Here is a 15,589-nt window from a genome sequence, read left to right on the forward strand (position 1 = left end):
TTGATTAAGACTGGGGTCGTTTGCGGGCGCCGACAATGTACGCTTGGGTAAAACCGATGTTCTCATCTCGGGCGCGATTCATAAGCGCGCGCAAGATCGGTTCGTGTCCTGTCCGAATCAGCGTTTCTGCGATGGAGTATGTCGTAAACGGCTCTTTCATGCTTTCAAGGACGTGCGGATCCTCTTCGAGATGATTCAACCATTCATCTTGGTAGCGATCTTTGCGCGTCTCAAAATAGGCTGCTCGATAGAGATCTTTAATCGTAAAGGACACACCGATGGTTTGCAGATAAAAATTAAGTTGATAAAACGCCTGTGCGACAGAGCAATGATCATGTTCATTCTTCAATGGATTCACACCTCATCTATGATTATGCGTTCTTTGTGCGCGATCGGCAAGCAATTTTGACAAGAAGTTTTGTAGTAAAAATCGCAGTCTCCATTTTGTGACGCGCAATTCACATGGTACAATGGCACGGATGGTAAGAAAACCTCACGCATTGGATTCGCTCTAAAAGTGGTGTGTATATCATTCATGAAACGCGTATGGTACAACATGATTTCCCTGATGCTTTGCTCGACGCTTGCGGGATGCGGTTTTGTTAATGTGGCGCATCTGCGGCCTGCCGTACCCAAAATTTCGATAACAGTTGCAGGCACATCTGCGTTTCTCGCCGATCCACTCGTTCAAGAGGCGCTGGCAACGACACCGAGCGGCGTGAGCGTTCAACCTAATTTTACAGATGCGACGCCTGCCAGCGTAATGCAGTCGGTATATGCCAAAAAACCGAGTGATGCGATCTTGGTTGGAATGCCTGCGACGCTTTCGCAGGAGGTTGCAAGCCAGATCGGCGCATCCCACGTTTTTACGCTCTCAACATCGACGCCAATCGGTGCGGGCGCGTCATTCGCCGGAGTCTCGCTTGTTCCTGTCCCAACCCTCGCGGTGGGTTCGCTGGCGGGCTATCTCGCGGGAAGCATTCAGCCGTCAGGGGTCATAGATGTGTATGAAGCGACACAATCGTCAGGGCTGCTTGAAGCGATCGCCTCAGGCTTGAATGTGTCGCACGCAAAAAGCATATTGGTCGACATGGGACGCTATACTGGGAAACCGGGTGCTTTGCGTGCCGGCCAAGTGGTCATCGTCTTTTCGCCGATGAGTCAACAGGAGATTGATTCGATCGCGCAGACCGGTGCAATTCTCATTGACATGACGGGGCAGATTGATCCAAATGCCGCATTGCGCATTTTGCGAGGAGCGGTCCTGGCGCGAGGCATTCACACGGTCTATCAATACATTGAGCGTAAGCAGGGGGCCTCTGGCACGCTGTCTATCCCTGTGAGTTTAAGTGACTTGCGCATTCAACGTGCCGGACGCTATGGATATGCCGCCGTTTCACGTTATCGATTGCTCCTTGAGCGGGGTGTTTTGAAGCCGACGGAGTATGCGCTCAGCCCGCCGACCGATACGGTGCTCGCATCGTATGGACTGCCTGTGATCGGAACAAAACCCCACTCGGGTAAGATGGCGAAGAAAAAGGCGTAGCATTGATGTGATTTTGCTTGTAAAGGGGGGAGAAAAGATCGATGGAAGAATGGTACTTTGAGTATCATATTCATCACGATCGATTCGGGTTGCTCGGAGACATCGCGTCCGTTTTGGGAATGCTCTCGATTAACATTGAGACGGTGAGCGGTGTTGCAGAGCGAAGACGCGGATTTTTATTGCGCACAAATGAACCAGAACGGATTGAGACGCTCAAGGGAATTCTTCGCCAAGTCGGCAACATCACCGTTACAGCGCTTCGTCCGCCGACGCTGCTCGACCGTTTGGCGTTGCGTCATGGACGATTGATTGAACAGGATGATGAAACGTCCAAAGTCTTTCGTTTTACGCGGGAAGATTTGGGGATTCTCGTTGACTTCATGGGCGAACATCTTAAGACGCCAGGCCATCAGGTCATGGGTGTGCGCGGCATGCCGCGCGTGGAAAGACAGAGTCGATCGTCGCGGCGAGCGTTTACGCAGGAAAGCGCTGGACATTTGTCAGTTCAACACTGCTCAAACAGACGCTGCGAACCGATTTGGACGAAGATGAATTAAGTCTAGATGATCATGTGTATATCATTGACGGCATTGTGTCGACAATGAGAGGAAACGAGGATCATCTTCGTTTGGTGCGCCGGATCTTGCGTCTGAATGCGCCAAAAATCATTGAACACCCAGATCTTTTTGTCAATCGCACAGAGTTTCAGTGGAATTTGTTTGATCGCATCATAGAACTTCGCAATCATCCGGATGAGGTGATCGACTATAAAGACGTTCTGCATAAAGATACGATGTGAGGAGGCAGGCGCATGCCAAACGACGGGATTCGAAAACCCGATGCACAGCACACGCGACTTCGCGAACTCGGTGACTATCTGAGAAGAACGCGTGAAGGAAAGCGTCTCTCCATTGAAGATGCCGTCGAGGCGACAAAAGTGCGCGGAAGGTACCTTCAAGCGATTGAGGCGGCAGACTATGAACGTTTGCCGGCGGATGTATACACGCGCGGTTTTGTGCGAAGCTATGCTGACTTTTTGGGATTAAACGGTGCAGAACTCACCAATCTCTATCTTGGAAGTGTACGCGACGCCGCGACGTCGCCTGCTTTAGAGCCGACGCGTGATTCCCGCGTTACAAAAGCGCCGTCCCAAAGCGCGCATAGACCTGCGAGTTCGCGAAAGTCAGCTGTTCAAAGCGCTCCGAGAGAAAAGGCTCCAATGACTGTGAACGGTGTTTTAATAGGGTTTCTTGCGGCGATCGTGATCGTTGGAGGTGGGATTTGGGCGCTCCTTGGGATGCATCACGCCTCTTCGACCGTTTCTAAGTCTCCTTCGACAAAAACGGTGCCACAAACCGCACACACGAAAAAACCGGGCGGAAAAAATGCCGGAACGAGTGCGGCGGTTCATCACGGGAGCGGATCAGGCGTATTGCCCCACGCTGTTACGCCTCTTTTTACATTGGTCAGTCAGACCAACACGCTTGCGACGTATCGTGTTGCAACCACAAAGCCAGTAACCTATACCATTTCAGTGCAGAACACCTCTTGTTGGATGCAAGTAACGGCGGGTGGGCAAACCGTGATCAGTGGGACACTTTATGGTGGACAGTCAAAGCAGTTTACTGCACAGGGACCTGTGACTTTCTGGCTGGGAAAAAATCAGGTGGTCACGATCTCGCTTGATCATCACGTGGTTCCCGCATATTCAGCGGACGGCGTCTATCACTACACGTTTCAGTAAGGAGGTAATGGCAGATGGCAAAGGAGTCATCCTTTGATGTGGTATCAAAACCAGATATGCAAGAAGTGGCGAATGCGGTCAATCAATCCGAAAAAGAACTGGAAACACGCTTTGATTTTAAAGGCAGCAAAAGTTCGATTGCGCAGCGTGAGACAGAGATTGTCGTCACGAGCGATGACGAGTACAAATTGTCGCTGGTACTTGATATCATCCGGTCGAAACTGATTAAGCGAGGCGTATCCCTCAAATTTTTAGAGTACGGCAAGCTGGAGCCGGCGGCAGGCGGGACGGTTCGCCAAGTGGTTACGGTAAAAAGCGGGATCGATTCGGACGTGGCAAAACAGATTGTAAAGCTGATCAAGGACAGCAAAATCAAGGTCACTGCATCGATCCAGGGTGATCAGGTCCGCGTCACAGGAAAGGACAAAGATGATTTGCAAGCGGTCATCGCTCTTTTGCGGAAACAAGATTTGTCTGTTGAATTACAGTTCACCAATTATCGCTGAGGTGTTTTGTGTTTTTTGACACAGCCGCACATGATTTGGTATACTTCTTAGCAGGTAAAGATGTGTAACGTCGGTGGCGGGCAACCGCTCCATTTTTTTGCCTTGCCGAAAGTGGGGAATCTTCTTGTCTCGTCGAATCGCAGTTGTGACGCTCGGTTGCGAAAAAAACTTGGTTGACTCCGAAGTGATGTTCGGATTGATGTCTGAAAAAGGGTACGCATTGACGGAGGATGCAAACGACGCAGACGTCATTGTCGTGAATACGTGTGCGTTTATCGATGCGGCGAAACAGGAATCGATCGACACCATTTTGCAAATGGCAAAATTGAAGGACGGCACGAAAAAGACGTTACTAGTTGCAGGTTGTATGGCTCAGCGCTATGCGGATGAGCTGTTGGCTGAAATCCCTGAGATCGATGGCGTGGTGGGCACGGGGGAGTTTACCCGCATTCACGAACTGACTGAGCTTGCGAAGCGTGGTGAGCGGCCGAAGTTTGTTGGTAATCCCGTGTATATCTACGATCAACATACACCTCGCGTTCGGCAGAAGGCACAGGCTTCTGCCTATGTCAAAATCGCTGAAGGCTGTGACCATAAGTGTACGTTTTGTGTCATACCGCAAATGCGTGGTGCGTTTCGCTCCCGCTCGATCGAGAGCATTGTCGCCGAAGTAGAACTGCTCGTTGCAGATGGCGTGCGGGAAGTCAATTTGATTGCGCAGGATTCTACGCAATTTGGTATGGATTTGTACGGTAAGCGCAGTCTTCCGGAGTTGCTTTTTGCCCTTCAACAAATCGAAGGTTTAGCGTGGATTCGTCTTCACTACGCGTATCCTGCCTTCTTTACCGACGAATTGATTGAGGCGTTCTGCTCACTTGACAAGGTTGTCAAGTACGTGGACATGCCGCTTCAACACGCGCAGGATCACATTTTGCGTGCGATGCAACGGCCGGGCCGGCAGCGCCATGTTCGCGAATTGGTATCAAAAATCCGCGAACGCATCCCGGGTGTTGTGCTTCGCTCATCTTTTATCGTTGGATTTCCCGGGGAAACAGAAGAGGATTTTGAGGCGCTCAAAGCGTTTGTAAAAGAGTTGGCCTTCGACCATGTCGGTGTTTTTACCTACTCTGCCGAAGAGGGCGCATCGTCTGCTGAATTGCCGGATCAAGTGGATCAGGAAATAAAGGAACGGCGCGCCAGTGAATTGATGGAAGTTGCGCGTGAAGTCGCCGCAAAACGTTTGGAGCGATTGATCGGCACGGTCGTCCCCGTTCTCATTGAGGGCACTGATGAAGCGGCAAATGCTTCGTTTGTCGGGCGAACACCGTTTGACGCACGGGAAATCGACGGTGTCGTCTATGTCAAAGGAGACAGGCTCGCGGTAGGCTCGATCGTTCCGGTTCGCATCACGCATGCATTCGACTTTGATTTAGTCGGGGAGGCTGTGTAGTTGAATCTGGCCAATCGCATTACGGTAGCCAGGGTTCTTCTCATGCCGGTTGTCATCTTTTTCATGCTCACCCCTGTGCATTTTTTTCGCATCGTGACAGGGGGCACTGTGTTGTTTGGCAATCAGTTGCTGGCGACGATCTTGTTTGTCATTGCGACGATTTCCGACGGGATTGACGGGTACATTGCCCGCAACTACAATCAAATCACCAATTTCGGGAAGTTTCTTGATCCCCTCGCCGATAAAGTCCTCGTTAATGCTGTCTTGATTGCGCTCACTGCGCAAGGGTCAGTCGCCGCGTGGGTTGTGATTGTCATCGTCAGTCGCGAGTTTGCAGTCACTGGTCTTCGCCTGATTGCTGTGGATGACGGTGTCGTGATCGCCGCCGGCAGCCTTGGCAAATGGAAGACGCGCGTGCAGATGGTGGCGCTTGTCGCGCTTTTGTTAAACAACTTCCCCTTCTCGCTTATTCATCTTCCGTTTGCAACGATTGCAATTTACCTGGCTGTGGTATTGACCATTTTGAGCGGGGTCGATTACTTTGTTAAAAATTGGAAAGTGATCAGCGTTTCGCAGTGAGATTGCTGTATAAGGGACAGGCGGGGTTGCCTGTTGGAACTGTCGCTTATATGGGCATTCGCGGTGATGGGACAGGGGGAGTGGCGGTGAGGGCTGAATTGATTGCGGTTGGCACGGAGATTCTTCTGGGGCAGATTGACAATTCGCATGCAAAATTTCTCTCTCAAGACCTTGCGGCGATTGGTATCTCCGTGTTTTATCACACCGTTGTCGGGGACAATGCAGAGCGTTTGATTCGACTCTTGAAGGAGGCTGCCAGCCGCTCGGACGTCATCATTCTGACAGGTGGGCTTGGTCCCACGGAGGATGACCTGACGCGTGAAGGGGTAGCCGGCGCTTTTGGTTTGCCGCTCACATTTGACGAGGGTGCATTTGTGGCACATGTCACGCCGTTTTTTGAACGCCTTGGACGTGCGCCGACAGAGAATAACAAGAAACAGGCGTGGCGAATTGGTGCGGGGGTTTTTCTGCCAAATCCGCGCGGGACAGCGCCTGGTCAATATGTGCAGGTGTCGGGAAAACATATTTTTCTTTTGCCGGGGCCGCCTCTTGAAATGCGACCGATGTACGTGGAGTCTGTGCGGCCGCGGCTTGTTCAACTCATGGGAGACTCTGTGATTGTCAGTCGTGTCGTGCGCCTCTATGGCATTGGGGAGTCATCCGCCGAACTCGAAGTGAAGGATTTGATGGCAGGTGTAAACCCGACTGTCGCGCCGCTGGCGTCTGAAGGCGAAATGGTATTTCGCATCACGGCAAGTGCAAAGACAGATGAACAGGCACGCCGCATGATCGCGCCTGTTCAGGGTGAGTTGGAAGAGCGCCTTGGCGACTATGTGTATGGCTATGATGATGAAACACTCGCCTCTGTTGTGCTTTCCAGACTGTTGGAGAACAAAAAAACGGTGTCGTTTGCAGAGAGTTGTACAGGTGGACTTCTGACATCGATGTTGGTCGACTGTGCGGGCAGTTCACGCGTGTTGCGCGGATCGGTCGTGGCGTATGACAACGCTGTGAAGACAGAACTGCTCCATGTTCCAAAGATGTCACTTGAAGCACACGGTGCGGTCAGTGAAGAAGTGGCTTATGCCATGGCAGAGGGTGTGCGCTTGGCAACCGGATCGGATGTCGGGGTGTCGGTGACGGGCGTCGCCGGGCCGGATGGCGGAACAATAGAAAAACCGGTAGGGCTTGTCTATATCGGTGTGACAGATGGTAAAACTACGAACGTAACGCGCCGACTCTTTTCGGGGGATCGCACGCAAGTGCGCATTCGCGCGGCAAAGCATGCGCTGTTTTTAGTGATTCAGGCCATGAAGAAGATTTGAAGGATCGTGAGATCGCGAGATCTCATGAATTTGAAGGGATAAGGTGATCGAATGACAACGTTTTTGGATTTTAATTTGAACAAAAAAGTGCAAGAAGCAATCAGTGAAATGGGCTATGAGGAGCCGTCACCGATTCAATCCGTATGCATTCCGCTCATCATGGAAGGAAAAGACGTGATCGGACAGGCGCAGACAGGAACGGGGAAAACGGCTGCGTTTGGCATTCCGCTGATTGACAAGACGGGAACGGGCCGCCACGTGCAGGCGATCATTCTCTTGCCGACGCGGGAACTTGCAATTCAGGTGGCGGGTGAACTGCGCCGCATCGCGAAATTCAAGCGCGTTCGCACACTGCCAATCTATGGTGGACAATCGATTGGTCATCAAATTCGCGCGCTTGAGCAAGGTGTGCACGTGGTGATCGGAACGCCGGGACGCGTACTTGATCACATCCGCCGCGGAACGCTCAAGCTCGATCAAGTGCAATCGGTCGTGCTTGACGAGGCGGATGAGATGCTTGATATGGGCTTTATCGAAGATATTGAGTCCATCTTAAAAGAGACGCCGGCCAATCGCCAAACGCTTTTGTTCTCGGCGACGATGCCGACAGAAGTGCGCCGCCTGGCAAACCGCTATATGAACAATCCGGAACACGTACAGATGGCAAAAAATGAATTGACGGTTCCGCTGATCGATCAGTACTACTATAAAGTACTCGATCGAAACAAACTGGAGAGCGTCTGCCGCATCATCGACAGTGAAGATGTGACACTTGGCATCATCTTTTGCCGCACAAAGCGCGGCGTGGATGAGCTTACGGAGGCGCTGATTTCGCGTGGCTATCTCGCAGACGGTCTGCACGGGGACTTGAGTCAGGCGCAACGGGATCGCGTCATGAAACGATTCCGCACAGGAGATATCGAGTTGCTTGTGGCGACGGATGTTGCGGCGCGCGGTATTGACGTCGGTAATGTGACGCATGTTGTCAACTATGATATGCCGCAAGATACAGAGTCGTATGTACACCGCATTGGACGCACGGGGCGCGCAGGCAAGCGCGGATTGGCGATCACGCTTGCCACGCCGCGAGAGTTCAAGTTGCTCAAATCGATTCAGCGTGATACAAAAGCGATTATCGAACCGCGCGAAGTACCGTCGGTTGCAGACGTTGCAGAGCGTCAGGCGGAACTCTGGCGTGAGCGGCTTGAGCGCACGACGGTTGAGGGTGGCCTCGCGCACTATCGTGCAATCCTTGGCAAACTCGTCGACGAATTTGATCCGATTGATCTTGCGGCAGCCGCACTGAAACTGGCGAGCGCAGGGGAACTTGAGGCAGAAACCGCCGATACGTACAACTTTGGAGAAACCGGTGGCGGCACAGGCATGGTGCGCTTCTTTATGAACATTGGTCGAAGCGCGCGCATGAGCCCTGGCGATTTGGTGCGCGCAATCGCAGAGGAGTCCGGCGTTCCGACGACGGCGATTGGCAAGATTGACATCTTTGACAAGTTTACGTTTATCGAGATTGCCGAGGAGTCAGCGCCATTTGTTTATGAGTCACTGCGTCAATCGCGCATCAATGGCGCGCGTGTCAATCTTGAGCCTGCCCGTCCGCGTTCGGGTGGCGGTGCAAGGCGCTCGTACTGAGCGGCGCTCTATTAAGCATATGTTTCGCAAGGATGAAACCGACTGCATGGGCAGTCGGTTTCTTTGTGGGGCATGGTATCATGCAATGAAGTGAAGTGAAGTGATGCCGACGGATTGAGTTTTTTATCCTTTACTTTTTGCGTGTTGTCACGGATTGGCATTATTAAGAGTTTGGCTGATAGCAACAAATTTTAGGGGCTGTGCGTATCGGAGATACACGAACAGATGTTTGTGTTTTTATAAAGTCGTAGTACAATACGTTTGAGGTTAACTTGAATTGCTTGATAGTTTCTCTTCAAGTTGAGATAAGTGTCTTAAAATGCAATAGGCGCATTTTGGATTATGATGATCAGGGTGGGATACCATTGGCAGATCGCAAAGCGGCGCTTGATCTTGCGCTCAAGCAAATTGAAAAACAGTTTGGCAAAGGTTCGATCATGAAACTCGGAGAAGCCAGTTCGTCGATGAATGTCGAGGTGATGTCTTCTGGCTCGCTAGCGCTTGATATTGCGCTTGGCATCGGCGGATTTCCGAAAGGGCGCGTGATTGAGATTTATGGTCCGGAATCTTCCGGAAAAACAACCGTTGCGCTACACACGATCGCGGAGGCGCAACGATTGGGTGGACAGGCTGCGTTTATCGACGCGGAACACGCACTGGATCCGCTGTATGCGCAAAAACTTGGCGTTAATATTGATGAACTTTTGATTTCTCAACCGGATACGGGGGAGCAGGCGCTTGAGATTGCAGAGGCGCTTGTGCGCAGTGGAGCCGTTGACGTGATCGTGATTGACTCGGTTGCCGCACTTGTGCCAAAGGCAGAGATTGAGGGTGACATGGGGGATTCTCATGTCGGGCTTCATGCGCGCCTCATGTCGCAAGCGCTTCGCAAATTGAGCGGTGCGATTAACAAGTCGCGCACGATCGCAATTTTTATCAATCAGATCCGTGAAAAAGTGGGCGTGATGTTCGGCAATCCAGAAACGACGACAGGCGGTCGCGCACTTAAGTTTTATGCGTCTGTTCGCCTGGAGGTGCGTAAGGCCGAGGTTTTGAAACAAGGCAATGATATGGTGGGAAACCGAACAAAAATCAAAGTTGTCAAGAATAAGGTGGCACCGCCGTTTAAGCAGGCAGAAGTCGACATCATGTTTGGAGAAGGCATTTCGCGTGAAGGAAGCCTGGTCGACCTCGGTGCTGAACTTGATATCATACAAAAGAGTGGCGCTTGGTACTCGTTTGCAGATGAGCGACTGGGACAAGGCAAGGAGAATGTGAAACAATTTTTAAAAGAACACGCGGAGATGGCGGATCGGATTGAACGATTGATTCGGGATAAGACCGTGACGAGCGCGGCACCGCCAAAAGATGAGCCGCAATTCAAGGTTGACGATGATGACGACGATTTTGATTTCGAAGATTGATCTGTGGCGCAAGTAAAACGAATTGAACCTGTCCCGAAAAAACGTTCACATCGCGTGCTTATTCTTGAAAATGAAGCGGAATGCGGACCGTATCACGCCATGTCGCTCATTGAACTTAGTGTAACGTCAGGGACGGTCTTCACAGAGACGCTCCATCGCGAACTGATAGAGCATGAAGAAGCACTCAACGCCTATGAGCAGGGGTTAACCTATCTTGAGCGGGGAGCGCACTCGAAACGTGAGCTTGCGCGCTACCTGAAGCGTAAAGGTTTTTCTGAAACGGCGTGTCAGATGGCGATAGGTCGCTTGGCGACACTTGAAATTCTATCTGATGCACAGCTTGCGCGTCGTCTTGTGGAGCAGTCGATGCATCAATCCGTCAGCAATCGTAGTGTCGCCGCGCGTTTAGCAAAACGAGGAATTGAAGGTCGGATAACAGACATCGCACTGCGTGAAGTGGAACGTGATGAAGAGAAGGCGGCCATGCAACTCGCTGAAAAGAAGCTTCCCGAACTGCTGCGACGCGCTGAAAAAAAAGTGGAACGGATGCGGCGTTCGGGACTGGCCAGGCAAGGGTTGCAAAAAGATGAAACGTTTCGACTTGGGATCATGTTTCTTGGACAATATTTGAGTCGTCGCGGTTTTAAACCTAGTACGGTTTCGCGCGTTATAAAACAGTTCGGGGCATCGCAAGGTGAGGATTATGAAGATGTGGGGCAGAGTGACGATGCTGAATTCGAGTGAGACAGTCGAAGGGGTGGGGAATGGTTCGTAGACAGTGAGGAAAAGGCCGAGATTTGCTTTGACAGCGGTGAATGGGCTGATTTATACTAATAGAGCGTATACCTGCTGTCGATTTTTTCTCGAAACGTTTGCGACACAGTTCTGGTCTTTGAAGCGGTCTTGAAAGCGTTAGTGAATTCATGCGACGTCCCGCGCTCGAAGTATAGTGAGCAGGGAGGGCAGATTGCCCATGAGCGGTGAAGAAATTGTTTTGGTTGTCGTGTTTCTGCTCATCCTTGTGGTAGCCTTTAGTATTCTCATGATTTTGATGAGAAGCAAATCAATCCAAACTTCACTGTCTGTGGCTCAGGCACAGGCGGAACAGTTGATTGAGGCGGCGAAGCGGGAGGCAGAAGCCAAGTTAAAAGAATCAACTCTTGAAGCAAAAGAAGAGGCACACCGAATTCGCACGGATGCAGAGCGCGATATTCGCGAGAGACGCTTTGAGGTTCAGCGATTGGAACGCCGACTTCTGCAAAAAGAGGAGGCGCTTGATCGCAAGAATGAATCCTTGGATCGGCGTGAAGAATCCCTCGCAATGCAAGAGAGAACCCTTGATAAATTGCGTGAGGATGCAGAGGCACTTGTTGCCGAACGCACCCTTGAAATGGAACGAATTGCTGTTTTGACGCGCGAAGAAGCAAGGACAATGATACTTGAGCAAGTACGTTCGGAGTGTAAGCACGATGCCGCCGTTTTAATGAAGGAGATTGAGACGCAGGCGCGTGACGATGCTGAGCGGAAAGCGAAAGAAATTATTGCGACTGCGATTCAGCGTTGCGCGGCAGACCATGTGGCAGAAACTACGGTTTCTGTCGTGACATTGCCAAGTGATGAAATGAAAGGGCGGATTATCGGCCGCGAAGGCCGTAATATCCGCACCCTTGAGACATTAACGGGTGTCGACCTAATCATTGACGATACACCGGAAGCGGTCATTTTGTCCGGCTTTGACCCGATCCGCCGCGAGGTTGCGCGGATTGCTCTTGAGCGATTGGTAGCGGATGGGCGAATCCACCCGGCACGCATTGAAGAAATGGTTGAAAAGGCGCGCAGGGACGTGGAGGAGCGTGTTCGTGAAGAAGGGGAACAGGCTACGTTTGAAGCTGGCATCCATGGGATTCACCCGGATTTGGTTAAGGTATTGGGACGCCTTAAGTTTCGTACGAGTTACGGTCAGAATGTGCTCAAGCACTCTGTTGAGGTAGCCCATTTGGCTGGACTCATGGCGGCAGAACTCGGCTTAGATGTGGCCTTGGCAAAGCGCGCAGGACTTCTTCACGATGTTGGAAAAGCAGTTACGCATGAAGTGGAGGGTTCGCACGTAGAAATTGGTGTAGACCTTGCAAAGAAATACCGTGAGCACCCGATTGTCATCAATGCAATCGGAGCGCATCACGGAGATATTGAATACACGTCACCCGTGTCGGTGCTCGTCGGGGCTGCAGACGCATTGTCTGCGGCGCGGCCTGGTGCCCGTCGCGAATCGCTTGACGTGTACCTTAAGAGGCTTGAGCGTCTTGAAGAGATTGCGTGCTCGTTTGAAGGCGTGGACAAGTCATACGCGATTCAGGCGGGACGCGAAATACGAATTATTGTAAAACCAGAGCAAGTGGATGATGCAGAGTCAATTCGCGTAGCGCGCGAGATTTCAAAGCGAATTGAGAGTGAACTGGATTACCCTGGGCAAATTAAAGTCACGGTAATTCGCGAGACCAGAGCAGTAGAATACGCAAAATAGAGGCGGCCTTTTGGCTGCCCTTATTTTTATTTTGAAGGATTGGATTTTTTTTCAAAAGGGAGGCGCGCAATGAGGTGGTTGATGCTTGGCGATATTACAGGTCATCCAGGAGTGACAGCAGTTGTCCGCTATTTGCCTGATCTGGTGACAAAACATCGTCCGGATCTCGTGATTGCAAACGCAGAGAACTCAGCGCAAAATGGCCGCGGAATTACACGGCAGGCGGCAGAGCGACTGTACGATGCGGGAGTGGAGATCCTGACACTTGGCAATCACGCCTTTGATCAAAAGGACACTGCTTCTTGGCTTGGCGATGATCCGCGTATTATTCGACCCGCGAATCTACACACGTCAGTACCGGGGCAGGGGTACACCATCGTCAAAGTGAATGGGGGAACTGTGGCGGTTCTAAACCTCATTGGACCTGCCGGGATCCCGCTTGGGAGTAATCCATTTCTCTTTTTTGATCAATTCTATAAAGATCACTCGGCTTCTTTCGATCTACTTTTTGTCGATTTTCACGCTGAGTTTACTTCCGAAAAGTTGGCGTTTGGTTGGTATGCGGATGGGCGAGCGACGGCGGTGATCGGCACGCATACACATGTTCAGACGGCGGATGAGCGTATTTTACCGAACGGAACCGGATATTTGACGGATGTCGGCATGACGGGACCGCGTGACGGCGTGCTTGGCGTACGCAAAGAGACCGTCATTCGCAAATTTATCGATCAATTGCCGGCGAGGTTCGATGTCGCAGACGGATATTTACAATTGTCAGGTGTCTTGATTGACATTGCCGACAATGGTCGAGTCACAAAAATCGAACGCATACAACAGCTCGAAGGATAAAGTGTAATGGTTTTGCATTCAGTCACTCTTATGGAGGTTGAGCCATGTTTCAGGGGAATCGAGTTGTTGATGGACACGCAGATATTTTGTATCGCATGGGTCGCGAAAATCTGTCGTTTGGCGATGTTGATTCGAAACTTCAACAATCCTATGAGAAATTAAAAGCGAGTGGCGTCGATCTGCAAGTTTTTGTGACGTTTGTTGAACCTGCACTCTCCAGTGGGGAGCAATTGTATGAAGTGTTTTCTTCGCTCCAGCGATTCTATGATGAGGTTGTCCCAAAAGGCGTTTCGCCGATTCTGTCTGCTGCTGATTTGGCGAATGTACGTAATCCTGAACAACATCAAATTTTTGGACTCCTGAGTGTCGAAGGCGCGGAATGCCTTGACCGCCGTATCAGCGTGTTAGACGGATTGTACCGTATGGGAATTCGCCTCATCGGCCTTACGTGGAACGGTCAGAATTGTCTCGCAGACGGTGTAGGCGAGTTGCGCGGGGGCGGGCTGACGCAGTTTGGATTTGAGGTGGTGCAGCGGATGAATGAGCTAGGCATGGTTATTGATGTCTCCCACTTGAGTGTTCAGGGCGTTTGGGATGTGCTTGATACCTCAAGGGCCCCGATTGTCGCCTCACACAGCAATGCCATGCGTGTCCACGCACATAGAAGAAACCTGACAGATGACCAGATTCGAGCCATTGCGCGCTCTGGCGGGTTGATCGGCGCAACGTTTGTTCCGCCTTTTCTCGCAGAGAAAGGCGCGTCTATCGATGATGTGTTGCGTCACATTGATTATCTTTTGACAATCGCAGGTGAAGACGCGGTTGGTCTTGGTTCTGATTTTGACGGAATCGATGAGGGACCTGTGGGGTTACGCGACGGACGATCTTATCCGGATCTTTTGGAGCGACTCTATCGAGCGTATGGAGAGCCTTTGGCAAAAAAAATCGCAGGAGAGTCTTGGCTACGCGTTTTGGAATCCGTGCTTCGCTAACGTTTGGGACGTATTTCCAGCGTTTGCTGGGAGATCAATGTGTGAGGTGCAAACGTGATGCATGCCGTGGATCTTCATGTTCATACAACGGCGTCTGACGGAACGCTTCGTCCGTGCGAGATCGCGAAACTCGCGCGCGAGAAAAAGTTATTTGGCATTGCAGTGACCGATCATGACTCCGTCGATGGCGTCCCCGAGGCAATATCCGCAGGGCTTGAGTATTCAGTGCGCGTGATTGCCGGGGTGGAGTTGAGTGCGACGGATGAGGCGAGAGATATCCACATTCTCGGCTATGGGATGGATCTTTCCTGTGAGCCGTTTCGAATGAAGCTCTCCTCCCTGCGCTGTGAGCGTGACGAACGCATCAAAAAAATGGTTGAGCTCGCTCAAAGGCGCGGGATGCCCATTTTGTTTGACGATGTTTTACGCGAGTCGTCCGGAGGGGCGGTCGGCCGTCCGCATCTCGCGCGCGCCATGGTTAAAAGACAGATCGTGTCGTCTGTTCATGAAGCATTTACGCTTCATCTGCGGCGCGGGGCGACCTGTTTTGTTGAGCGTCCGCAACTCACGGTGAAAGAGGCCGTACGGTGGATCCACGATGCGGGAGGGGTGGCCGTTTTGGCACATCCCGCATTGATAGGAGATGACGCGGCCATCGAAGCGTATCTTCGTTTTGATATGGATGGAATCGAAGTGGATCATCCGGACAATGACGTGAAACAGCGCGCGGCGTACCGCGAGATGGCCCGAAGACTGAACCTGTTTACGACGGCCGGCTCTGATTTTCACGGCGCTGCGAGTGGACATCGCGGCGATCTTGGTAGTCAGGTCATGAATTATGAAGACCTCCCCGCAGTGCTTCGCATTTAATCTCCCATCTGCCCGTGAATTGGGCGCCTCAATCCGTGTCACATGCCTAGATCGCTTCATAGGATGTGCTGACAGATCGATCGATCCATCAACAGAGGAGCAGACGATGCACTGTCAACATGGCTGAAGGAGG

14 protein-coding genes and 1 pseudogene are annotated in these 15,589 nt (G+C 51.5%); 14 read left to right on the top strand and 1 reads right to left on the bottom strand.

Going from position 1 to position 15,589, the window contains the following annotated elements; genetic code table 11:
- Positions 1 to 4: 4 nt before the first annotated feature.
- Entirely contained in the window at positions 5 to 349 is a 345-nt protein-coding gene (locus tag ATW55_RS02630; RefSeq protein WP_067711928.1) for a hypothetical protein, read from the bottom strand.
- A 186-nt stretch (positions 350 to 535) separates the two neighbouring features.
- Here ATW55_RS02630 and ATW55_RS02635 point away from each other — a divergent pair, with 186 nt between their 5' ends.
- The 14 genes and pseudogenes from ATW55_RS02635 (at position 536) to ATW55_RS02700 (ending at position 15,456) form a co-directional block, all read left to right on the top strand.
- The gene (locus ATW55_RS02635; protein ID WP_067711931.1) at positions 536 to 1,546 is read left to right on the top strand and encodes a hypothetical protein; all 1,011 of its coding nucleotides are present in this window, start codon (positions 536 to 538) and stop codon (positions 1,544 to 1,546) included.
- Between the two features lie 41 nt (positions 1,547 to 1,587).
- A pseudogene (locus ATW55_RS02640) lies at positions 1,588 to 2,345 on the top strand (DUF3388 domain-containing protein).
- A 12-nt stretch (positions 2,346 to 2,357) separates the two neighbouring features.
- Positions 2,358 to 3,290, top strand: coding sequence for a helix-turn-helix domain-containing protein (locus ATW55_RS02645; protein WP_067711934.1), 933 nt, complete (start codon positions 2,358 to 2,360; stop codon positions 3,288 to 3,290).
- Positions 3,291 to 3,304: 14 nt separating this feature from the next.
- Entirely contained in the window at positions 3,305 to 3,796 is a 492-nt protein-coding gene (locus tag ATW55_RS02650) for a YajQ family cyclic di-GMP-binding protein (RefSeq protein ID WP_067711938.1), read from the top strand.
- 124 nt (positions 3,797 to 3,920) lie between these two features.
- Positions 3,921 to 5,246, top strand: coding sequence for a 30S ribosomal protein S12 methylthiotransferase RimO (gene rimO / locus ATW55_RS02655; RefSeq protein WP_067712031.1), 1,326 nt, complete (start codon positions 3,921 to 3,923; stop codon positions 5,244 to 5,246).
- Complete coding sequence (gene pgsA, locus ATW55_RS02660; protein WP_067711941.1) at positions 5,247 to 5,825, top strand: CDP-diacylglycerol--glycerol-3-phosphate 3-phosphatidyltransferase; 579 nt, start codon at positions 5,247 to 5,249, stop codon at positions 5,823 to 5,825. It begins immediately after the preceding gene.
- 86 nt (positions 5,826 to 5,911) lie between these two features.
- Positions 5,912 to 7,150: a competence/damage-inducible protein A gene (locus ATW55_RS02665; RefSeq protein WP_235586968.1), complete on the top strand. Its 1,239-nt coding sequence runs from the start codon at positions 5,912 to 5,914 to the stop codon at positions 7,148 to 7,150.
- A 51-nt stretch (positions 7,151 to 7,201) separates the two neighbouring features.
- A complete protein-coding gene (locus tag ATW55_RS02670) occupies positions 7,202 to 8,797 on the top strand; it encodes a DEAD/DEAH box helicase (protein ID WP_067711944.1) in 1,596 nt (531 codons plus the stop codon).
- A 365-nt stretch (positions 8,798 to 9,162) separates the two neighbouring features.
- Positions 9,163 to 10,221 carry a recombinase RecA gene (gene recA / locus ATW55_RS02675; RefSeq protein ID WP_067711947.1) on the top strand — a complete coding sequence of 353 codons (1,059 nt, stop codon included), beginning with the start codon at positions 9,163 to 9,165 and terminating at the stop codon, positions 10,219 to 10,221.
- Positions 10,222 to 10,224: 3 nt separating this feature from the next.
- Positions 10,225 to 10,965 carry a regulatory protein RecX gene (locus tag ATW55_RS02680; RefSeq protein ID WP_067711950.1) on the top strand — a complete coding sequence of 247 codons (741 nt, stop codon included), beginning with the start codon at positions 10,225 to 10,227 and terminating at the stop codon, positions 10,963 to 10,965.
- A 229-nt stretch (positions 10,966 to 11,194) separates the two neighbouring features.
- Positions 11,195 to 12,745: a ribonuclease Y gene (rny, locus tag ATW55_RS02685; protein WP_067711953.1), complete on the top strand. Its 1,551-nt coding sequence runs from the start codon at positions 11,195 to 11,197 to the stop codon at positions 12,743 to 12,745.
- A 69-nt stretch (positions 12,746 to 12,814) separates the two neighbouring features.
- Positions 12,815 to 13,594 carry a TIGR00282 family metallophosphoesterase gene (locus tag ATW55_RS02690; RefSeq protein ID WP_067711956.1) on the top strand — a complete coding sequence of 260 codons (780 nt, stop codon included), beginning with the start codon at positions 12,815 to 12,817 and terminating at the stop codon, positions 13,592 to 13,594.
- Between the two features lie 44 nt (positions 13,595 to 13,638).
- Positions 13,639 to 14,586: a dipeptidase gene (locus ATW55_RS02695; protein WP_067711959.1), complete on the top strand. Its 948-nt coding sequence runs from the start codon at positions 13,639 to 13,641 to the stop codon at positions 14,584 to 14,586.
- Between the two features lie 57 nt (positions 14,587 to 14,643).
- Complete coding sequence (locus tag ATW55_RS02700) at positions 14,644 to 15,456, top strand: PHP domain-containing protein (protein ID WP_067711962.1); 813 nt, start codon at positions 14,644 to 14,646, stop codon at positions 15,454 to 15,456.
- The last annotated feature ends 133 nt before the right edge of the window (positions 15,457 to 15,589 follow it).

It is taken from the genome of Ferroacidibacillus organovorans (assembly GCF_001516615.1).
Lineage (GTDB): Bacteria > Bacillota > Bacilli > Alicyclobacillales > SLC66 > Ferroacidibacillus > Ferroacidibacillus ferrooxidans_B.